Origin of the sequence: Buttiauxella gaviniae ATCC 51604, assembly GCF_001654835.1 — a bacterium.
Taxonomy (GTDB): domain Bacteria; phylum Pseudomonadota; class Gammaproteobacteria; order Enterobacterales; family Enterobacteriaceae; genus Buttiauxella; species Buttiauxella gaviniae.
This window is the reverse complement of record NZ_LXEP01000008.1, coordinates 191245-213004: the sequence shown is the minus strand read 5'-3', so window position 1 is coordinate 213004 and position 21760 is coordinate 191245. Positions and strand designations below refer to the sequence as shown.

At 49.2% G+C, this 21760-nt stretch carries 21 protein-coding genes; 13 read left to right on the top strand and 8 right to left on the bottom strand.

What is annotated here, in order from left to right:
- Positions 1-163: 163 nt before the first annotated feature.
- Complete coding sequence (locus M977_RS06055) at positions 164-1468, top strand: MFS transporter (RefSeq protein WP_064513156.1); 1305 nt, start codon at positions 164-166, stop codon at positions 1466-1468.
- Here M977_RS06055 and M977_RS06050 read toward each other — a convergent pair.
- The 5 genes from M977_RS06050 to trxC all read right to left on the bottom strand — a co-directional run bounded on the left by M977_RS06050 (position 1465) and on the right by trxC (position 7204).
- The gene (locus tag M977_RS06050; protein ID WP_064513154.1) at positions 1465-1788 is read right to left on the bottom strand and encodes a YfiM family lipoprotein; all 324 of its coding nucleotides are present in this window, start codon (positions 1786-1788) and stop codon (positions 1465-1467) included. The two genes, M977_RS06055 and M977_RS06050, sit on opposite strands and share 4 nt — an antisense overlap.
- Before the next feature lie 59 nt (positions 1789-1847).
- A complete protein-coding gene (gene pssA, locus M977_RS06045; protein WP_064513151.1) occupies positions 1848-3203 on the bottom strand; it encodes a CDP-diacylglycerol--serine O-phosphatidyltransferase in 1356 nt (451 codons plus the stop codon).
- A gap of 114 nt (positions 3204-3317) precedes the next feature.
- Positions 3318-5978 (bottom strand): bifunctional acetate--CoA ligase family protein/GNAT family N-acetyltransferase, encoded by a 2661-nt coding sequence (locus tag M977_RS06040; RefSeq protein WP_064513149.1) that lies wholly within the window; start codon positions 5976-5978, stop codon positions 3318-3320.
- A 32-nt stretch (positions 5979-6010) separates the two neighbouring features.
- Positions 6011-6712 (bottom strand): tRNA-uridine aminocarboxypropyltransferase, encoded by a 702-nt coding sequence (locus tag M977_RS06035; protein WP_064513148.1) that lies wholly within the window; start codon positions 6710-6712, stop codon positions 6011-6013.
- A gap of 72 nt (positions 6713-6784) precedes the next feature.
- Positions 6785-7204, bottom strand: coding sequence for a thioredoxin TrxC (gene trxC / locus M977_RS06030; RefSeq protein WP_034461817.1), 420 nt, complete (start codon positions 7202-7204; stop codon positions 6785-6787).
- 210 nt (positions 7205-7414) lie between these two features.
- On the opposite strand from trxC, the gene M977_RS06025 reads away from it, so the two are divergent.
- Complete coding sequence (locus tag M977_RS06025; RefSeq protein WP_064513145.1) at positions 7415-8476, top strand: tRNA/rRNA methyltransferase; 1062 nt, start codon at positions 7415-7417, stop codon at positions 8474-8476.
- Positions 8477-8530: 54 nt separating this feature from the next.
- On the opposite strand, the gene ung is transcribed toward M977_RS06025, so the two are convergent.
- Positions 8531-9211, bottom strand: coding sequence for a uracil-DNA glycosylase (gene ung / locus M977_RS06020; protein WP_064513143.1), 681 nt, complete (start codon positions 9209-9211; stop codon positions 8531-8533).
- 320 nt (positions 9212-9531) lie between these two features.
- Between ung and grcA the strand changes: the two genes are divergently transcribed.
- A complete protein-coding gene (gene grcA / locus M977_RS06010) occupies positions 9532-9915 on the top strand; it encodes an autonomous glycyl radical cofactor GrcA (RefSeq protein ID WP_064513139.1) in 384 nt (127 codons plus the stop codon).
- Between the two features lie 176 nt (positions 9916-10091).
- Here the strand turns inward: grcA and srmB are convergent, their stop codons facing one another.
- Positions 10092-11414: an ATP-dependent RNA helicase SrmB gene (gene srmB, locus M977_RS06005; protein WP_064513137.1), complete on the bottom strand. Its 1323-nt coding sequence runs from the start codon at positions 11412-11414 to the stop codon at positions 10092-10094.
- A gap of 133 nt (positions 11415-11547) precedes the next feature.
- Here srmB and trmN point away from each other — a divergent pair, with 133 nt between their 5' ends.
- Positions 11548-12285, top strand: coding sequence for a tRNA(1)(Val) (adenine(37)-N(6))-methyltransferase TrmN (gene trmN / locus M977_RS06000; protein WP_064513135.1), 738 nt, complete (start codon positions 11548-11550; stop codon positions 12283-12285).
- On the opposite strand, the gene nadB is transcribed toward trmN, so the two are convergent.
- Complete coding sequence (gene nadB / locus M977_RS05995; RefSeq protein ID WP_064513173.1) at positions 12270-13886, bottom strand: L-aspartate oxidase; 1617 nt, start codon at positions 13884-13886, stop codon at positions 12270-12272. The two genes, trmN and nadB, sit on opposite strands and share 16 nt — an antisense overlap.
- A 355-nt stretch (positions 13887-14241) precedes the next feature.
- Here nadB and M977_RS26100 point away from each other — a divergent pair, with 355 nt between their 5' ends.
- The 9 genes from M977_RS26100 (at position 14242) to era (ending at position 21759) form a co-directional block, all read left to right on the top strand.
- The gene (locus M977_RS26100) at positions 14242-14298 is read left to right on the top strand and encodes a hypothetical protein (protein ID WP_413498769.1); all 57 of its coding nucleotides are present in this window, start codon (positions 14242-14244) and stop codon (positions 14296-14298) included.
- 22 nt (positions 14299-14320) lie between these two features.
- Positions 14321-14896: an RNA polymerase sigma factor RpoE gene (gene rpoE, locus M977_RS05990; RefSeq protein ID WP_064513132.1), complete on the top strand. Its 576-nt coding sequence runs from the start codon at positions 14321-14323 to the stop codon at positions 14894-14896.
- A 31-nt stretch (positions 14897-14927) separates the two neighbouring features.
- Entirely contained in the window at positions 14928-15575 is a 648-nt protein-coding gene (gene rseA, locus M977_RS05985; protein ID WP_064513130.1) for an anti-sigma-E factor RseA, read from the top strand.
- Positions 15575-16531: a sigma-E factor regulatory protein RseB gene (gene rseB / locus M977_RS05980; RefSeq protein WP_064513128.1), complete on the top strand. Its 957-nt coding sequence runs from the start codon at positions 15575-15577 to the stop codon at positions 16529-16531. Before rseA ends, rseB begins: the two co-directional genes overlap by 1 nt.
- Positions 16528-17007 carry a SoxR-reducing system protein RseC gene (gene rseC / locus M977_RS05975; protein WP_064513126.1) on the top strand — a complete coding sequence of 160 codons (480 nt, stop codon included), beginning with the start codon at positions 16528-16530 and terminating at the stop codon, positions 17005-17007. Before rseB ends, rseC begins: the two co-directional genes overlap by 4 nt.
- A 204-nt stretch (positions 17008-17211) precedes the next feature.
- Complete coding sequence (lepA, locus tag M977_RS05970) at positions 17212-19011, top strand: translation elongation factor 4 (RefSeq protein WP_064513124.1); 1800 nt, start codon at positions 17212-17214, stop codon at positions 19009-19011.
- Between the two features lie 14 nt (positions 19012-19025).
- Complete coding sequence (gene lepB / locus M977_RS05965) at positions 19026-20000, top strand: signal peptidase I (protein ID WP_034459309.1); 975 nt, start codon at positions 19026-19028, stop codon at positions 19998-20000.
- A gap of 170 nt (positions 20001-20170) precedes the next feature.
- Entirely contained in the window at positions 20171-20851 is a 681-nt protein-coding gene (gene rnc / locus M977_RS05960; protein WP_064513123.1) for a ribonuclease III, read from the top strand.
- The gene (gene era / locus M977_RS05955) at positions 20851-21759 is read left to right on the top strand and encodes a GTPase Era (RefSeq protein WP_064513120.1); all 909 of its coding nucleotides are present in this window, start codon (positions 20851-20853) and stop codon (positions 21757-21759) included. The genes rnc and era overlap by 1 nt, the downstream gene beginning before the upstream one ends.
- The last annotated feature ends 1 nt before the right edge of the window (position 21760 follow it).

Sequence of the window (21760 nt, the reverse complement as noted above, 5' to 3'; positions counted from 1 at the left end):
CCATTTATGAAAATTCACCGACGTGCAGATAAAAAGATTAGCTTGCTCACAATTCTTGACGTAACTACCTCAAAACAGACAACTCTGAATAGCATCTAAATAATCACCTGCTTTACTGAATCTTTGGGCTTTATGCTTATTCAGGAAGACAGGGGATTAAAAAATGACTGAAACAGCAACAACACATCAGGACAGCGGAACGCTGACAGGTTCAGATACACGTCGTCGTATTTGGGCAATTGTGGGAGCCTCATCGGGGAATCTGGTTGAATGGTTTGATTTCTATGTCTACTCATTCTGTTCACTCTACTTTGCACATATCTTCTTCCCTTCGGGCAATAGCACAACACAACTTCTACAAACTGCCGGGGTATTTGCCGCAGGTTTTTTAATGCGCCCGATTGGTGGTTGGCTGTTTGGTTATATTGCCGACAAGCACGGGCGTAAAAACTCGATGCTCATCTCTGTTTGCATGATGTGTTTTGGATCTCTGGTAATCGCCTGTTTGCCCGGTTATTCCTCGATTGGCACTTGGGCACCGGCACTTTTGTTGCTTGCTCGTTTATTTCAGGGGCTATCTGTTGGAGGGGAATACGGTACGAGTGCAACTTATATGAGTGAAGTTGCAGTAGAAGGGCGGAAAGGTTTTTATGCGTCTTTTCAATACGTAACACTCATTGGTGGGCAACTTTTAGCGCTACTCGTTGTGGTTGTACTTCAACAAGTTCTCAGTGATGGAGAGTTGCGTGAATGGGGATGGAGGATACCTTTCGCACTGGGCGCAGTACTTGCCGTTGTCGCCCTCTATTTACGCCGTTCATTAGATGAAACTTCAGATAAAGCGACCCGGGAACACAAAGATGCAGGGACTCTGGGTGGGCTTTGGAAAAACCGTAGAGCCTTTATTATGGTACTCGGGTTCACAGCCGGTGGGTCACTTAGCTTCTATACCTTCACAACTTACATGCAAAAGTACCTGGTCAATACCGCAGGGATGCATGCCAACACAGCCAGCGCATTAATGACCTTCGCATTGTTTATCTTTATGTTGGTGCAACCCTTCTTTGGTGCGTTGTCCGACAAAATAGGTCGTCGAAATTCGATGCTTTGCTTTGGTGGCCTGGCAACGGTGATGACTGTGCCAATTCTGACTGCTTTACAAAGCGTTAGCTCACCTTATGCCGCATTCGGTCTGGTCATTCTCGCGATGCTGATCGTCAGTTTTTACACTTCAATAAGTGGTATTTTGAAAGCCGAGATGTTTCCACCTGAGGTACGTGCATTAGGTGTTGGCCTTTCGTATGCGGTTGCAAATGCCTTGTTTGGCGGGTCGGCTGAATATGTTGCACTCTCACTTAAATCCATCGGAATGGAGACTGCATTTTTCTGGTATGTCTCAGGAATGGGGGCGCTGGCATTTCTGGTATCGCTATTGCTACACCGCAAAGGGAAGGGCATCAAACTCTAATATTTAGCGAATTGCCATATTGCATAGCCGGTGGCTGCACCGGCTACATCCCATGTGAAATCTTTCCAGCTCCATCCACTTCCAGCCGGGCGGCTATCCCATAATTCTTTCGTGGCCCCAAGACTTACCGAAAATAAGAAACCAAAATTCACACTGCGGGAGTCACTCCAGCCCTGATGCTGGCCATATTCATTCCCTGCTGCGGATAAAATAGCCGATGCGATAAAGTGCTGTGCTTTATCCTGACCATGCCATTGGTCTTGTGCCATATGGCTGCAACCGCTAAGAAGGAATATTGAGGTGGGTAAAAAACGCAGCATTCATGATCCTCTGGCTACTGAAAAGCCCTGCAAGCAGGGCTTTTCAGTATAGCGATGAATTACAGAATACGACTTATCAAACGGTCTATACGGATACGGCGTAAGCGGCGAATAAGCTTGCGCACTTTAACCGGATATTCCGCGATGCTCTGCAAATCACGATAATGCTGAACGACCGTGGTGTGAGTCCGAATCAAATCTAATTCATGGTCACGCTGCGCCGTCAGTTCCTGTTTTGGATCGTGAATAAGAATCGCATTCTCCAGATCCAGTCTCCACGCTCGCGGGTTGAGGTTATTACCGGTCAGCAGCATCCACTCATCATCGACCCACATGCCTTTCAGATGGTAACTGTTATCGTCATCTTTCCACAGGCGAACAATTAATTGCCCGCTGTTAACGTAGTATTGTAAGCGGCTCAGGAAGCGACGAAGGTTTATTTCATAGAGATAAGGTAAGGCACCGATAATCTTAAACGGTTGATCTTCCGGAATATAAAAATCATTCGCGGTTTTATCACCGACAATAATCTCGACCTGTTTCCCTTCGCGTAAGAGCGTAATAATGTTACGCACCAGCACCGCTGGAAGGTTGAAATAAGGCGTACAGATAACAAGTTTCTGCTCGGTACAAGGCATCAAATGATAGATGGTTTTATTGAGCAGGCTAGCTTTACCCAGCCCGACTAATGGCGTAACGGCAAGCTGTTCGTTATCGGCATTACCCTGGAAATGAAAACTGGCATCTCGCAGTTCCTGGCGGAACAAACGAATATCATTTTTGATCTCTGGGCTTTTTGGCCTGTGTAGTTTATCCAGGCGATGTACCGCACGACCATGTACCAGATTTTCTAGCATCCAGTTATACATGATGTCGGAAAGCTGAGGGTTACAGATGACCTGATAGCGGTCATAACGATATTTATCATGCTGATGCAGATAGACGTCATTCACACTGGCACCGCTGTAAATCACGCAATCATCAACAATAAAACCTTTGAAATGCAGAACGCCTAATGCTTCGCGCGTGTTCACTGGCACGCCGTACACTGGAATATCTACGCCGGGATACTCCTCGGTCATACGATGATACCAGTCAGCATTGGTATTGGTCGCGGCGGCTCCGATGCGTCCTCGCTGCGCGCGATGCCAGTCCACCAGAACGGTTACTTCAATTTCCGGGCGTTGCTGTTTTGCCTGGTAGAGCGCGGTTAACACGGCTTTACCAGCATCATCTTGTTCAAGATACAATGCGACAATACAGATGCGGCGAGTTGCGCTCGCAATTTTTTGCAGCAGAACTTCACGGAAATCCGCTGGGGAGAAAAGGGTCTTTACATCATCAACTGACTGAGAAAGCTTCGGCAATTGGGCAAGGTGTTGTTGATGTTTATTACGTTTAAATTTAGACAACATCACAGTGCGTATCTTCTCTATTCATTGGATGGCCTTCTGCAAAATCCAGACGTCAGAACCTGCTGATAATACCACTACTGACCCGCAAAGTGAGTAAGTTTTCCAGTACCTTACTCACGAATCTATGCTTTTTATCAATGGAAGAGCCAGACTTACGATGCCATCTTCCAGTTGTATATCGACATCAAATCCGAGTTTTCTGGCCAAAGTGACCATGCCACGATTGTTCGGCATCGTAATGCCATTTAATCTTTGCAGCCCATGATCACTGGTATAGGAAATCAGTTTTTCCAGTAATCGCCGCCCCAATCCCAAACCCTTCAGGTCAGAACGAACCAGCACAGCAAATTCCGCATCGATATTGTCGGGATCAGAGATCGCGCGCGTGACGCCGATTATCTCACTCTCGCCATTTTGTTGGCGCACTGCGACGAATGCCATTTCTCGATCGTAGTCGATCTGGGTCATATTGGCTAAATCTTCATGGGTAAATTCGTTGATCTCACTGAAGTAGCGATAGTAGAGATCTTCTTTGGTAACCAGAGAAATAAACTGTTGAAGCAAGGGCTCATCCTCCGGAAGGATCGGGCGGAACAGGCATTGCTCGCCGTTCTTGAGAGTCACATTTTCTTCAAGTTGGTACGGATAGGGGCGGATCGCTAATCGTGTTTCTGCATCTCCGTCAAATTTACCGAGCTGCAAAGTCACGTCCAGAAGTGTGAATTCATTACCGGAGGCTAAAAGCGGATGAATATCCAGACGCCGGATTTCCGGGCAATCCACAATCAGGTTTGAGACCTGTACCAGTACCTGGCTGATACCGGGCACATCTAACGGGCGTAATGCGCTGCGCCCACGTATTTTGCCGCTTTTGATCGCCTGAATAACCAAATAACGGGCAAGATTCATATTGAGTGGCGGTAAGGCCACCACGGCCTGCTGATCGGGGCGCCACTCGACGCCGCCTTCGCCCAGCATAATCAGAGGGCCAAAGACGGGATCATGCTCAACCACTATCCGCAGCTCCTGTGCACCTGCCCGGTTAGCCATACTTTGGACCAACAACCCGTGGATACGTGCCTGTGGCCAGGTCATTTTCACTCGATCAATGATGGCATCAGCGGCTTGTTGCACCTCAGTGGCGGTTCTCAGGTACAACATGACACCCTGAACTTCAGATTTATGGGGAATATCAGGGGAGCGTAATTTCAGGGCGACCGGGTAACCAATCTGTTCGGCAATATGCACGGCTTCCGCGCTATCACCGGCAATCCAGGTTGGCAGCGTGTTTAGCCCGTACGCTTGTAAAATAGGTCGCACTTCATGGGTATCGAGAGAGGTGGCTCCTTCGGTCAGTGCTTGTTGCAGAAGAGCATGAGCTTCACTGGCATTGGCTTGCAGATTGGCAGGTAACGCTGGCGTTTCACGCAGCTGTTTCTGATTTCGACGATATTCCACCATATGCATAAATGCGGTTACCGCACCTTCAGGTGTGCGGTAAGTCGGGATACCCGCGTCACTGAACAATCGCCTGGCTTCCTGAGAGGAAAACTCGCCACACCAGTTGGTTATTAACGTGATGTATTTGCCGCGTGGATGTTTGTGGATTAAGTCGATTAACTCGGTGGCGCTTACCGTCCCAGGGGCTGCAGCACTCGGGGCATGGATGATCATCAGGGCATCATAATCCTGGCTATCAAGTAGCGTTTCAACCGCGTGCAGGTAGCGTTCCGGAGTGGCATCGTCGCGTAAATCTAACGGATTACCACTTTCAACACTGACAGGCAAAGCGCTCCTGAGCTTATCGAGTATTTCATCATTCAGTGTCGCCAGTTTGCCGTTGCGCAGCCATAGCTCATCCAATGCCAGGGCGGCGGGAGCTGCACCATTGCTGATAATCATTAAGCGTTCACCGCGTAATGGCCTCATATGGCTTAGCGTCTCTACCGCTGAGAACAGCTCATGAGTGTCCTGAACGCGCAATAGACCAGCACGTTGAATGGCGGCATCCCATGCGGCATCGAGTCCGATATGGGTTTTCAGTAGTTCTTGTGCTTTGGCACTGCGGCCGCTTTTAATCACCAGAATCGGTTTGTTACGCGAAGCACTTCGCGCCGCTGAAACAAAGCGACGAGCGTCGCTCAAATGTTCCAGGTAAAGCAAAATGGCGCTGGTTTTGGTATCGCGAGCCAGGTAATCCAGTAGCTCATCAACATCAATATCGAGACTGTCACCGAGCGCGATAAACCATGAGAAGCCCATTTCACGTTGCTGAGCCCAGTCCAGAATAGTGTTCGAAACCGCCGCTGATTGCGAAATAAAGGCCAGTTTACCTTTTTGAATTGGGACGGGTGAGAAACTCGCATTCAGACCTTGCCATGGCGCAAGCAAGCCGAGGCTGTTTGGCCCCAGCAGACGCATTTGCCATTGGGTGGCGCAGGCTAATAATTTAGGGAGTTGCTCAGATGGGGCAGAGAGAATAATGCAGGCTTTGCAGCCTTTTTCACCCAGAGCTTGTAGCAGTTCGAGATTACGTTTTGAGTTTGTGCAAATGACGGCAAGATCGGGCGGGAAAGGGAGGCTTGCGATATCAGGCCAGGCAAGAACGCCGCAAACCGCTTTATGGCTGGGCGTTACAGGCATGACCGGGCCATTAAAACCTCCAGCCAGAAGATTGCGCATCATTAAGTAGCCTGCGCGATCGGTTTTCGCAGAAGCCCCGACAACAGCGATTGATTTGGGACGCAATAGCGCCTCCAGCCCACGTTGACTCATTGCTCTCTCCCCTGAGAATTAACTCAGTGAGTTTAAACGCTTTCTGGTTCCGCTGCTGTGATGCTGGACTGATGATGGGGTTTGCCTGCCAGATATCGCTCACGAAACAGCGTGAAATGTTCGGTTAGCCCAACAGCTGCGTGTTCATCGCCGGCCAGTGCGAGCAAGGCTGCAGCGACTTCTGCGGTGCAGTATTGCCCGTCAGCATGAACTTCACGGAGCCGATAAGCAGAGACAATACTCAAGTCCACTGAAATGACCGGAAGATTGTCCAGGTAAGGACTCTTGCGAAACATTTTACGCGCTTCAGTCCATGTGCCGTCGAGCATGATGAAAAGCGGTGGTTTGCCACTTTTGGGCGGCACGGTCAGCACTTCTCGCCCAACGCTTGCATAAGAAGCGGGGAATACGACCATCGGTTGGTAATCCGGGGAGCTGACTAAATCGAGCAGGGCCTGCGGTGGTTCGGTTCGTGACCACTGAAAAGCTTCGGTATCCGGCAAAATATCTGCAATGAGTCGCCCGGTATTGCTCGGCTTCATCGGTTCGGTGTCGAACATCACCAGGCAGAAACGGCTACGCGCATTTTGTGGCTGTAGTGTTTCGCACAGGCATTGTTTTAGCGGCAGCAAGCAACGCTGACAACGGCGGATGCGGTTACCACGAGCAAGGAAAGGGCGGGTTGCACGCGCCAGGCGTTCGGCACGAAGACGTAAGACGGCGTTTTCAGTCATCAGATAAACAAGCTTAAAAACGCCATTCTAACGTAGATGAGGCATTCGGGCACAATAAACGTACCCGTGAAGTTAGATGTTTTCGTTCAACCAGCTATCAAACGGTGCTTTAGGCATCGCACCGTTTAGCATGTCGACCATTTCACCTTTTTTGAACACCATTATGGTTGGAATACTGCGGATACGGAAACGTGCGCTCAGTGCCGGCTCTGCTTCTGTATTCACTTTTACAAAACGCACTTTGCCGCTACGTTCTTCCGCCACATCTTCGAAGATTGGCGCGAAGTTCACGCATGGCCCACACCACGGCGCCCAGAAATCCACGACTACGGGTAAATCATCTTGCAGCAGTTTATCCAGCGTTTCGCTGGTGGCATTAATCACTTCACCATCAAATAGTTCATGGCCACAACGGCCACATTTCGCACCGTCATCAATACGCTCATCGGGGATGCGATTAATCGCCTGGCAGGCGGCACAAACGGTATTCATAGCTAACCTCTAAAGGATACGTTGTCTGAAAACAGTCAACTCGTCAGTAATGTTTCTTATATGTTAAATATTATCGGCGATTAATAGAGTACCAGCCAAGTGATTTATTCGATGGATATAATAGTTATTGGCTTTCGACCAAAGTTAATGGCTAAGCCGTGCCACATCGGGTAATCTGCGCGCCACGCGCTCAGCCAGGTGGAGAGAAGAATGAACGACGAATTTAAAGGTAAAAGCGGCAAGGTCAAAGTGATGTATGTCCGCGGTGACGATGACAGCGAAAAACGCAGCCAAAACCCGCGCACAGGTAAAGGTGGTGGGCGTCCGGCGGCACCGTCACGTGGTGAGGGCCGTCGTGGTCCACGTCGTGATGATAAGCCTGGCGCCGGGCGTGATCGGAATCGTAGTGATGATCGTGACGATCGCGGTGATAACCCGTGGCGTACGGTTTCACGACCGCCAAGAGAAGAAGTAGTTGAAGCAGGCGAACAAATGGGTGCCAATGGCAGACCAATTGTTGACCCTGAAGTGATTCGCCGCCAACGTGCGGAAGAAACTCGTGTTTACGGTGAAAATGCTTGCCAGGCGCTGTTCTTGAGCCGCCCTGATTGCATCGTACGCGCCTGGTTTGTCCAGAGCGTGACTCCGCGTTTCAAAGAAGCATTACGTTGGATGGCAGCAAACCGTAAAGCCTACCATGTGGTAGATGATGCTGAGTTAGTTAAAGCATCAGGTACTGAGCACCACGGTGGCGTTTGCTTCATCATTAAAAAGCGTCGTGGTATCACAGTGGATAGCTGGCTTTCTAAAGCTGGTGAAGAAGATTGTGTACTGGCGCTGGAAAACGTGGCTAACCCGCACAACCTCGGCGGCATTATGCGCAGCTGTGCACACTTCGGTGTGAAAGGTTTGCTGGTGGAAGATGCAGCAATGCTGGAGTCTGGTGCTGCTGTTCGTACTGCTGAAGGCGGTGCGGAGCATGTTGAAGCCATCAGCGGCGAGACTTTCGAAGACGGTCTGGAGCAATTCCGTAAAGCCGGTTATGCGATTGTCACAACATCAAGCCACAAAGGAACTCCGCTTTTCAAAGCTGAGTTGCCGAAGAAAATGGTTCTGGTGTTAGGTCAGGAACGCGAAGGCGTTTCCGATGCAACCTTCGAAAATGCTGATATGAGCGTGGCGATTACCGGTACTGGTAATGTTGAAAGCCTGAACGTATCAGTAGCAACCGGTGTGTTGCTCTCGGAATGGTGGCGTCAAAACAAAGCGTGATGCTTTGTTAATGACTGCTTTAAAAAGCCAGCGAAAGCTGGCTTTTTTGTCTCTTTAATCTGGCAATACAGGCGTCCAGTTAATCGCTGGCTGGTTGCGCTCAGTCAGATACTCATTAGTTTTAGAGAAATGACCGCAGCCCATAAACCCACGATGTGCTGATAAAGGCGAAGGATGGGGAGCTTGTAAAACATGGTGGCGATTGCGATCGATAAAGCTACCTTTCTTTTGCGCGTGCGAACCCCAAAGCAAAAAGACCACACCTTCACAGTGTTCGTTGATAAGCGCTATCACTTTATCCGTGAACGTCTCCCAACCTAATTTCGCATGCGAATGCGCATTGCCTGCTTCAACAGTCAGTACGGTATTGAGCAATAATACGCCCTGGCGCGCCCAGCTTTCCAGATAGCCGTGGTTTGGCCGCGTAAAATCAGCAATATCGGTCTGTAGCTCTTTATACATATTGGCTAATGATGGCGGCACTGCAACGCCGGGAAGCACAGAAAAGGCCAGCCCATGCGCCTGTCCTGGCCCATGGTAAGGGTCTTGACCAAGGATCACGACTTTCACATCACCCAGCTCAGTAAACCTGAATGCGTTGAACACATCTTTCTGCGGAGGATAAACCGTGACTCCAGCAGCACGCCGTTCAGTAACTGTCGCCAGTATGTTTGTGAAATAGGTCTGCTGCTTTTCTTGCGCCAGCACATCGTGCCATGTGAGGGGGGTTGTCATCTCGCTCTCCTGCGATTCGGAATGCCACTAGCTTAACCACTTCTTTCTTCTAAGCAAAATGGATGAACGGCGGATAAGCGTGAAACCTAAAAAAATTTGAAAATTTACATAATTTTTAATTTTCACTAGCTTAGCTAAGTTGATGTAAAACAAATAAATGATATCATAGGCACATAGAAGGCATGGATTTAATTGATTTAAATCAAAGTTTGAAGCTGGTTTGGCTAGTATAAAGATCAGTAACGCAACAATGGTTTTACCAATGAGCCAGTTTATGGCCCGAAATAGAATCACAAAATTAGCCCTTAGGGAGAAATAAAATGATTACTGGTATCCAAATTACTAAAGCTGCAAATGATTCACTCCTGAACTCTATCTGGCTGCTGGACAGCGAGAAAGGCGAAGCGCGTTGTGTTTGTGCTAAAGCTGGTTTTGCAGAAGACGAAGTTGTAGAAGTGAGCAAATTGGGTGAAATCGAATATCGCGAAATCCCAGTTGAAGCAAAACCTGAAGTTCGTGTAGAAGGTGGTCAGCACCTGAACGTGAACGTTCTGCGTCGTGAGACTCTGGAAGATGCAGTTAAGCACCCAGAAAAATACCCGCAGTTGACCATTCGTGTGTCTGGCTATGCAGTACGTTTCAACTCACTGACTGCAGAACAGCAGCGTGATGTTATTGCACGTACTTTTACTGCAAGCCTCTAATATCCTGCATCTCGAATTATTTCGGGTATACAGTATTTAAGATTTAAAAAGCCGGTGCTCATTGCACCGGCTTTTTTATGGCTTTGAGTCAGTAACCGTTATGAAACGGTTAAAATACTAACTCAGAACGTAAAAAAACCGCCTCCATAGAGACGGTTTTTATGATCGCTGACGATTTATTCAGCTGAATCGGTTTTCGCACTGCTTGGTTTACGGCGCTTCCCGACATTCTTTTTATCGCGCAGACGAACTTTCACACGCGGTTTTTCTTTATCGTCTTTCTTCTTCTCTTCGCGCTTAGCGAGTACTTTCTTCGACGGCTTACCAGTGAGTTTCTCACTTGGTGCGCGGGTCGTTGGGCGCAGCTCTTCGATAATGCGCGCTTTCATTGGTTCTTTCATGTAACGCGTAACTTTGCCAAGCAGCAAATGGTCGTGCGCTTCAACCAGGGAAATAGCGATACCTTTGAGGCCCGCACGGCCTGTACGCCCGATACGGTGCAGGTAAGTGTCAGCAGTACGCGGCATATCGAAGTTGAACACATGGCTCACTTCTGGAATATCGATACCTCGAGCGGCAACATCTGTCGCAATCAACACGCTCACACGGCCATCAGTCAAACGCTTGATAGCTTCGGTACGCTTCATCTGCACCATTTCGCCTTCGAGGTAGCAGGTGTTGATACCCGCTTCACGAAGCCACGCAACCAGTTCATGCACACGGTCGCGTTTACGGACAAACACGATTGAACGTGTAGTGTCTGGTTGCTTAAGCAAATGCACCAGCATTGCCGTTTTATGCTCAACGTTGTCTGCGCGGTAGTACCACTGGTGGATTTTCTTGCGCTCGCGAGTTGAGGAGGTTGCAGAAACTTCTACCGGATCTTCTAACAAACGCTCTGCGAAATTCTTGATCGCGTCGCCTTCAAGCGTTGCGGAGAACAACATGGTTTGTTTGCGCCAGCGTGTTTCAGCAGCAATGGTTTCGATATCCTGCGCAAAGCCCAGATCCAACATGCGATCGGCTTCATCAAGAATCAGTGTCTCTACCGCACGGCAATCAAAGTTTTCTTCTTTGATGTATTGCAGCAGACGACCCGTCGTTGCAACAACAATATCCTGATTTTCGCTGAACACTTCCGCGTGGTTCATATAAGCCACGCCACCGGTGATGGTTGCGATATCAAGATGTGTATGTTTTGCCAGTTCACGAGCGTGATCGGCCACTTGCATTGCCAGTTCACGCGTTGGCGTGACGATCAAAATACGTGGTGGGCCAGATTTCTTACGCGGGAAATCGACCAAATGCTGTAACACAGGCAGCAAATAAGCGGCTGTTTTACCGGTACCGGTTGGCGCGGAACCGAGGACATCACGCCCTTCAAGTGCAGGTGGAATGGCGGCAGCCTGAATAGCTGTCGGGCGGGTAAAGCCCTTGTCCTGGAGCGCGAGTAACAAACTCTCGTCAAGTTCCAGTTCGGAAAAAGTGGTTACAGTCATGGTCTTCCTCTATGTAGGGCGCCGATTATAGACGTTATGGCTGCGATCTTCATCTGTTTGTGTGGGTAACTGACGCTTTTCCTGGCAGCGAGTTTCCCCTATGCTACACCCGTTTCTCTATAGGGTAGCTAAGATGTGCAGTCAAAAAGCAGTATTGCGTCGTGATGGATTCACCTTTAAACAGTTCTTTGTCGCGCACGATCGATGCGCAATGAAAGTCGGTACAGATGGCACACTGCTTGGCGCTTGGGTGCCTGTGGCAAACGTGACTAGCGTATTGGACATCGGCACAGGTAGTGGTTTGTTGGCGCTGATGCTCGCGCAACGCACTCCGGATAATGTCACGATCGATGCTGTGGAACTTGATCCCGTTGCCGCTGAGCAAGCTGCGGAAAATGCCAAAGGTTGCCAGTGGGCCCCGCGCATAACAGTGCATTGTGCAGATATCCGCGAATGGGCTGAGCAGGCAACACAGCGGTATTCGCTGATTGTCAGTAATCCGCCATTCTTTGAACAGGGCAGCAATTGTGCATCGGCAGAACGTGCACAGGCGCGCTACACCACGACATTGGATCATAGCGCGTTGTTAAACAGCGCAACGCAGTTAATTACGGAAGACGGTTTTTTCTGTGTAATCATGCCTGAAACGGCGGGAACGGCGTTTACTGAACTGGCTAAAAAGCAGGGATGGAATGTTCGTTATCGTACCGACGTTGCTGATAACGAAACGCGCTTGCCGCATCGTGTCATGCTTGCGCTGTCACCGACAGACGGTGAATATTATACCGATCGATTAACGATTCGTGGGCCAGACCAGCAGTATTCAGAAGGCTACTGCAGCCTGACCCAGGATTTCTACTTATTTATGTAGAGCGGCGAGAGAATGCTTGGCCCGGAGTTTTCGGCTAAATCCGGGTAGTCCAGCGTGTAGTGCAGACCCCGGCTTTCTTTCCGCATCATGGCGCAGCGCACAATCAACTCTGCAACCTGCACCAGGTTGCGCAGTTCCAGCAAATTGTTCGAGACACGGAAGTTGGCGTAGTACTCGTCGATTTCTTGCTGCAACATGGTGATACGGCGCAATGCGCGTTCCAGGCGGCGCGTCGATCGCACAATACCGACGTAATCCCACATAAATAAACGCAGCTCATGCCAGTTATGCTGAATAACAACCTGCTCATCTGGGTTATCGACGCGGCTATCATCCCAGTCGGGTAATGACCTGGAAATGCGGGCGTATGGCATACGCTTGATAATATCCTCTGCCGCTGACCAGCCATAAACCAGGCATTCGAGCAGTGAATTTGATGCCATACGGTTTGCGCCATGCAGGCCGGTATAAGTCACTTCGCCGATAGCATAAAGCCCGTCAACATCAGTACGCCCATTCTCATCGACCATCACGCCACCGCAGGTGTAGTGCGCAGCAGGAACGACAGGTACCGGTTCTTTGGTGATATCGATACCCAGTCCCATCAGCTTTTCATAGATAGTCGGGAAATGGTGGCGCACAAAATCTTCCGGTTTGTGGCTGATATCCAGGTACATGCAATCTGCACCCAGGCGCTTCATTTCATGATCGATGGCGCGTGCCACGATATCTCGCGGCGCCAGTTCACCACGCTCGTCAAAATCAGGCATAAAGCGCGAGCCGTCCGGGCGCTTGAGATAGGCACCTTCACCGCGCAATGCTTCGGTCAGCAGGAAATTGCGCGCTTGCGGATGGAAAAGAGCGGTAGGGTGGAACTGATTAAATTCCAGGTTGGCGACACGGCAACCCGCACGCCAGGCCATGGCTATACCGTCGCCAGAAGAGATATCCGGGTTTGTGGTGTACTGATAAACCTTTGATGCGCCACCGGTAGCTAAAACGACCGCTTTTGCACGGCAGGTTTCTACTTTTTCGCGGTTGCGGTTCCAAATCCAGGCACCGACAACGCGACGCGTGCCCGGCAGGCCAATTTTGTCCGAGACAATAAGATCGACTGCATTGCTACGTTCAATGACGCGAATATTAGGGTGGCTCAGTGCCTTGCCGACGAGTGTGGTTTCAACTTCTTTACCCGTTGCATCAGCGGCATGGAGAATTCGGCGATGGCTGTGCCCACCTTCGCGGGTCAAATGATAACTTTCCGCACCATTTGCCTGAATTTCGGTATCAAACAATACACCCTGGTCGATTAACCATTGCACGCAATGGCGTGCATTGCTGGCGACAAACTCTACCGCATCCCGGTCGCAAATCCCGGCTCCGGCAATAAGCGTATCTTCAACATGTGAATCGATGCTGTCCGTTTCATCAAACACGGCGGCAATACCGCCCTGAGCATAGAATGTTGAGCCTTCATTGATTGGGCCCTTACTCAGAACAATAACTTTGCTGTTTTCGGCAAGCCGTAAAGCAAGAGAGAGGCCAGCAGCTCCGCTACCGACGATTAATACATCACAAGCTAGTTCGGAATTTGCGTTCATCGTGTTTAATTTACTAAACAAAGGTTGGGCCAGCATATCATCCGATGTGGGCTCTAACACGCTTTTTTTAATTCAGTGTTATATGAACTAAACAAAAGAGCTGAAGCTCTCAGTTTCATCTGAATTATGTGCTGGATAAGCCATATTTGTTACAGGTCCGATGTTGGTGGCAGATTTTCTGATGAAAAATCATGATTCATGCGATACTCTGCAAGCAGTTTAGCGATCGCCTTTTAGGATAAAAAAGGTGTTACGGTTTGTGCCACGAAACTTATAATCAAGAAGAGATAATTCGTGGAACAGATCAGGAAAACAAAGGCGTAACGGAACTTTGCTCAAATCGAGCGCTCCAACCGTGAACTTGCTCAAATATGCAGAGTTCGGGTGGCTTTTCAATTACGCGTGGAAATAGGTTTGGGGAGACATTACCTCGGATGAGCGAGCAGTTAACGGATCAAGTCCTCGTCGAACGGGTCCAGAAGGGAGAGCAGAAGTCATTCAATTTACTGGTAATTCGTTATCAGCATAAAGTGGCGAGTCTGGTATCCCGCTATGTGCCTTCAGGAGATGTTCCTGATGTGGTGCAGGAGTCTTTCATTAAAGCTTATCGTGCGCTGGATTCATTCCGCGGCGATAGCGCGTTTTATACATGGTTGTACCGAATAGCGGTCAACACGGCAAAAAATTATCTGGTTGCTCAGGGACGTCGTCCTCCATCAAGCGATGTGGACGCAATTGATGCGGAAAACTACGAAAGTGGCAGCGCATTGAAAGAAATTTCGAACCCTGAGAACTTAATGTTGTCTGAAGAACTGAGACAAATAGTTTTCCGTACTATTGAGTCACTCCCGGAAGATTTACGCATGGCAATTACGTTGCGGGAGTTGGATGGTTTGAGCTATGAAGAAATAGCCGTCATCATGGATTGCCCAGTAGGGACTGTACGTTCTCGTATTTTCCGTGCACGGGAAGCTATTGATAATAAAGTTCAACCGCTTATCAGGCGTTGACGATAGCGGGTTACTGGAAGGGTAATTAGGCATGCAGAAAGAACAGCTTTCCGCTTTAATGGATGGGGAAACTCTGGATAGCGAACTGCTCGGTACTTTGTCGAAAGACAAAACATTGCAGAACAGCTGGGAGAGCTACCACCTAATCCGCGATACTATGCGCGGCGATACCAGTGAATTACTTCATTTTGATATTGCAGCCAACGTCATGGCCGCAATTGAAAATGAGCCAGTGCGTAATGTCACGCCACTCATTACTGAACAGCAGCCCGAACCTCAGCAATGGCAGAAAATGTCATTCTGGAATAAGGTTCGCCCGTGGGCAAGCCAACTCACCCAAATGGGCGTTGCAGCATGCGTATCGCTTGCGGTAATCGTCGGGGTGCAGCACTATAATGGCCAGTCTGACAACCCTGCTCAGCCCGAGGCTCCGGTGTTTAACACTTTGCCAATGATGGGTAAAGCAAGTCCGGTAAGTTTGGGTGTGCCGTCTGACAGCACAGCCAGCACAGGTCAGCAGCAGGTACAGGAACAGCGTCGACGTATCAATGCTATGTTGCAAGATTACGAATTGCAGCGTCGTTTACACGCCGAGCAACTCCAGTTTGAACAGGCACAAACCCAGCAAGCTGCGGTACAAGTGCCAGGAAACCAAACTTTAGGAACTCAATCGCAGTAATGAAGCAACTTTGGTATGCCCTGTCTCTTATGACAAGCAGCCTGTTGTTCACCTCAAATGCCTCGGCGGACACTGTTTCGTCCGGGGCATTGTTGCAGCAGATGAACCAGGCAAGTCAGTCACTCAATTATGAGTTGGCATTTATCAGCATTAATAAGCAGGGGATAGAGTCTTTACGCTATCGCCATGCAAGGCTTGATAATCGTCCACTTGCACAATTGCTTCAGATGGATGGCCCACGTCGTGAGGTTGTCCAGCGTGGCAGTGAAATCAGCTATTTTGAACCAGGACTTGAGCCGTTTACGCTCACTGGGGATTACATCGTTGATTCGCTCCCATCAATCGTCTACACCGATTTCAAACGTCTTACCCCTTATTACGACTTCATCTCTGTTGGTCGTACGCGTATAGCCGATCGCCTGTGTGAAGTCATTCGTGTTGTGGCACGAGACGGTACGCGTTACAGCTACATGGTGTGGATGGACTCTGAAACCAAATTACCACTGCGCGTTGATTTGCTGGATCGTGATGGCGAAACGTTGGAACAATTCCGCGTTATTTCTTTCAACGTTAGCAAAGAAGCAAATACCATGATGCAAACTCTGGCAAAGGCAAATTTACCGCCTTTGCTATCGGTTCCAGGTGCTGAGAAAGTGAATTTCTCCTGGGCACCGACTTGGTTGCCACAAGGTTTTAGCGAGGTATCCAGCAGCCGTCGTCCATTGCCAACTGTTGATGTCCCGATTGAATCACGTCTCTATTCTGATGGCTTGTTTAGCTTCTCGGTAAACATTAGCCGCGCTGTAAGTAATAGTACCGATCAGCTATTACGCACGGGGCGCCGTACGGTCAGTTCTGAGGTTCGTGACAAAACTGAGATCACCATTGTGGGTGAATTGCCTCCGCAAACTGCAAAACGTATTGCTGACAGTATAAAATTCAAGGCTGCGCAATGATCAAAGAGTGGGCGACCGTTGTCTCCTGGCATAATGGTGAAGCGCAACTTAGCTGCGACGTGAAAACCTCCTGCAACAGCTGCGCTTCCCGCGCAGGCTGTGGCAGTCGCATACTCAATAAACTCGGCCCACAGACTAGCCACACTTTATCGGTTGCTTGCGATACACCGCTGGTGGTGGGTCAAAAAGTCGAGTTGGGTATTACGGAAGGCAGTCTGATCGGCTCAGCATTGCTGGTTTATATGTCACCGTTAGTCGGTTTATTTCTGGTATCAGCCCTTTTCCAGGCGCTGTTTGGGACAAACCTTGCGGCGATTTGTGGTGCGTTGCTGGGTGGGGTTGGTGGTTTTCTTATCGCGCGCGGCTTCTCTTTGAAGCTCAGTCGTCGTGAAACCTGGCAGCCTGTTATTTTAAGCGTTGCTCTGCCGCCTGACGCATTAAGAGTCGAAACTGTTACTTCTGCGGACAATCGGTGAAGCCTCTTCTGCCCACTATCTATTTGACACACATTCCACCGGCTTTTCATCACTCAGCTACGCTTGCATGATGACCTGTTTCCTCGCTTTCTCGTTGTAGTGTAGAATGCGGCGTTTCAGGCAAAAGACAGCCATTGACATCATGCTCTGTACAGCGCATTGCGCCGAGCTTTCCCGGATTTGTAAGGCATAAAACCTCTAACTATGAAGAATATACGTAACTTTTCTATTATTGCCCACATCGACCACGGCAAATCGACGCTGTCTGACCGTATTATCCAAATTTGCGGCGGCTTGTCCGACCGTGAAATGGAAGCCCAGGTTCTTGACTCCATGGATCTGGAGCGTGAACGTGGTATTACCATCAAAGCGCAAAGCGTTACGCTGGATTACAAAGCATCTGATGGTGAAACTTATCACCTGAATTTCATCGACACCCCAGGCCACGTTGACTTCTCTTATGAAGTTTCCCGCTCTCTTGCAGCGTGTGAAGGTGCGTTGCTGGTGGTAGATGCCGGGCAGGGTGTAGAAGCTCAGACTCTGGCAAACTGCTACACCGCGATGGAAATGGATCTGGAAGTGGTTCCAGTTCTGAACAAAATTGACCTGCCAGCAGCTGATCCTGAACGTGCTGCGCAAGAAATTGAAGACATCGTTGGCATCGATGCTGCCGATGCAGTGCGTTGCTCGGCAAAAACTGGTTTTGGTGTGACTGATGTTCTTGAACGTCTGGTGCGTGATATCCCAGGCCCTGAAGGTGATCCGGAAGCGCCATTGCAGGCTCTGATCATTGACTCATGGTTCGATAACTATCTTGGCGTTGTTTCTCTGGTGCGTATCAAAAACGGTACCATGAGAAAAGGCGACAAAATCAAAGTAATGAGCACCGGCCAGGTTTATAACGCTGACCGTCTGGGCATTTTCACACCGAAACGTGTTGATCGAGATGTTCTGGGTTGTGGTGAAGTTGGCTGGTTGGTCTGCGCAATCAAAGATATTCTTGGTGCACCGGTCGGCGATACCCTGACCCTTTCGCGTAACCCGGCAGATAAAGCGCTGCCAGGTTTTAAAAAAGTGAAGCCGCAGGTTTATGCAGGTCTGTTCCCGGTTAGCTCTGACGATTACGAAAACTTCCGTGATGCGCTTGGTAAGCTTAGCCTGAACGATGCTTCCCTGTTCTATGAGCCAGAAAGCTCCACCGCATTGGGCTTTGGCTTCCGCTGTGGCTTCCTGGGTCTGTTGCACATGGAAATCATTCAGGAACGTCTGGAGCGCGAATACGATCTTGACCTGATTACCACAGCACCTACGGTAGTTTACGAAGTCGAAACCACGACCGGCGAAACTATCTATGTTGATAGCCCATCTAAGCTGCCAGCACTGAATAACATCGCAGAACTGCGTGAGCCAATTGCAGAATGTCATATGCTGATGCCACAGGAATATCTGGGCAGCGTTATCACTCTGTGTATCGAAAAACGCGGTGTGCAGACCAACATGGTTTACCACGGTAACCAGGTTGCATTGACTTATGAAATTCCAATGGCTGAAGTGGTTCTCGACTTCTTCGACCGTCTGAAATCAACATCCCGTGGCTATGCTTCATTGGATTACAACTTCAAACGCTTCCAGACTTCTGACATGGTGCGTGTAGATGTTCTGATTAACGGCGATCGTGTTGATGCCCTGGCATTGATCACGCACCGTGGTAACTCGCAGTTCCGTGGTCGTCAGTTGGTTGAGAAGATGCAAGAGCTGATCCCACGCCAGCAGTTTGATATTGCAATCCAGGCGGCTATCGGCGCACATATCATCGCGCGCTCTACTGTGAAACAGTTGCGTAAAAACGTATTGGCAAAATGCTACGGCGGTGACGTCAGCCGTAAGAAAAAGCTGTTGCAGAAACAGAAAGACGGTAAGAAGCGTATGAAGCAAGTCGGTAACGTCGAATTGCCTCAAGAAGCGTTCCTCGCCATTCTGCACGTCGGCAAAGACAGCAAATAAATTAAGGAGTTGGCATGGCGAATATGTTTGCGCTAATCCTCGTGATAGCGACGCTGGTAACGGGCCTTTTATGGTGTATTGATAAATTTATTTTTGCGCCAAAGCGTCATGAAAAACAGGCGGCAGCGCAAGCTGCCACTGGTGATGCACTTGATAGCAAAACGCTAAAAAAAGTCGCACCTAAGCCAGGTTGGTTAGAAACGGGGGCATCCGTATTCCCGGTGCTCGCTATTGTTTTGATCGTACGTTCATTTATTTATGAGCCGTTCCAGATTCCATCAGGATCAATGATGCCAACGTTACTCATTGGCGACTTTATCCTGGTGGAGAAATTTGCTTACGGTATTAAAGATCCGATTTACCAGAAAACGCTCATTGAAACGGGTCACCCAAAACGCGGTGATATTGTGGTGTTCAAATATCCACAAGATCCACGTCTGGATTACATCAAGCGTGCTGTTGGCTTACCGGGCGATCGCGTCAGTTACGATCCAGTTGCAAAAGAAGTCACTATTCAGCCAAATTGCAGTTCGGGCCAGGCATGTGATAACGCTCTGCCAATTACCTACAGCAATGTAGAGCCAAGTGATTTTGTGCAGACTTTTGCGCGTCGTAATGGTAGTGAAGCTAATTCTGGTTTCTTCCAGTTGCCTCTGAACCAGACCAAAGAAGACGGGATTCGCCTGTCTGAGCGCAAAGAAACACTGGGTGATGTAACCCACCGCATTTTGACTGTGCCAATCGCTCAAGACCAACTGGGTATGTATTACCAGCAACCGGGCCAGCAACTTGCCACGTGGATTGTGCCACCGGGCCATTATTTCATGATGGGTGATAACCGCGATAACAGCGCTGATAGCCGTTATTGGGGCTTTGTTCCTGAGGCAAATCTGGTCGGTAAAGCAACCACTATCTGGATGAGTTTTGAGAAACAAGAGGGTGAATGGCCAACGGGTGTTCGTTTAAGTCGTATTGGCGGAATTCATTGATCAATTAAATCTATTCAGATAACGACTTTCTATGTCGTTATCTATAGAATATCCCCCCGTATTAAGGTTGGCTCCCATAAGGGAGCCACGGCAAACGAAACAGCGTTGGTTCTCTTTTTCAGGTCTGTTCCGTGTGCTGAATAATTGACGCATTCATTAATTGGTATCGCATGAACCCCATCGTAATTAATAGGCTGCAGCGTAAGCTGGGCTACACTTTTGTACATCAGGATCTGTTACAGCAGGCATTAACGCATCGAAGTGCCAGCAGCAAGCACAATGAGCGTCTGGAATTTCTGGGTGACTCCATTCTTAGCTACGTTATTGCAAACGCGCTTTACCATCGTTTTCCTCGTGTAGACGAAGGTGATATGAGTCGTATGCGTGCAACGCTTGTGCGTGGAAATACTCTGGCAGAAATTGCCCGTGAATTTGAATTAGGCGAATGTCTGCGTCTTGGGCCGGGTGAGTTGAAAAGTGGTGGTTTCCGCCGCGAATCTATTCTGGCCGATACCGTCGAAGCCTTAATTGGTGGTGTTTTCCTCGACAGCGATATCCAGAATGTTGAGCGTTTAATTCTTTCCTGGTATCAATCTCGTCTGGATGAAATTAGCCCAGGCGATAAGCAAAAAGACCCTAAGACGCGTCTGCAAGAGTATTTGCAGGGTCGCCACTTGCCGCTACCATCTTATTTGGTGGTACAGGTTCGTGGTGAAGCGCACGATCAGGAATTTACCATTCACTGTCAGGTGAGTGGCCTGCCTGAACCGGTCGTTGGTACTGGTTCAAGCCGCCGTAAAGCGGAACAGGCTGCAGCTGAGCAGGCGCTTATCAAGCTGGAGCTGGAATAATGAGCGAAGAACAAACCTTTTGCGGATTCGTGGCCATCGTTGGTCGCCCGAATGTCGGCAAATCCACGCTGCTAAACCAGTTGCTTGGGCAAAAAATCTCTATCACTTCCCGTAAAGCGCAGACTACTCGTCACCGCATTATGGGTATCCATACTGAAGGCCCGTATCAGGCGATTTACGTCGATACCCCGGGGCTGCATATGGAAGAAAAGCGCGCCATCAACCGCCTGATGAACAAAGCTGCCAGCAGCTCCATCGGTGATGTTGAGCTGGTTATCTTCGTTGTAGAAGGCACGAAGTGGACCGCCGACGATGAGATGGTGCTCAACAAACTGCGTGATGCGCGCGCGCCGGTAATTCTTGCGGTGAACAAAGTCGATAACGTTCAGGACAAAGGCATTCTGTTGCCGCACCTGCAATTCCTCGGCAGCCAGATGAACTTCCTTGATATCGTGCCTATTTCTGCGGAACACGGTATGAACGTAGACACCATCGCAAGCATTGTTCGCAAGCGTCTACCAGAAGCAATTCATCACTTCCCGGAAGAATACATCACTGACCGTTCACAGCGTTTCATGGCGTCTGAGATCATCCGTGAAAAACTGATGCGTTTCCTGGGTGCGGAACTGCCATATTCCGTTACCGTTGAAATTGAACAGTTTGTAGAGAATGCTCGTGGTGGTTTCGACATCAATGGCCTGATTTTGGTTGAACGTGAAGGCCAGAAGAAGATGGTTATTGGCAATAAAGGCGCCAAAATCAAAACCATCGGTATCGAAGCGCGTAAAGACATGGAAGAGATGTTTGAAGCCAAAATCCACCTTGAACTGTGGGTTAAGGTTAAATCCGGTTGGGCAGACGACGAGCGCGCGCTGCGTAGCCTGGGTTATACCGACGATCTGAAATAAG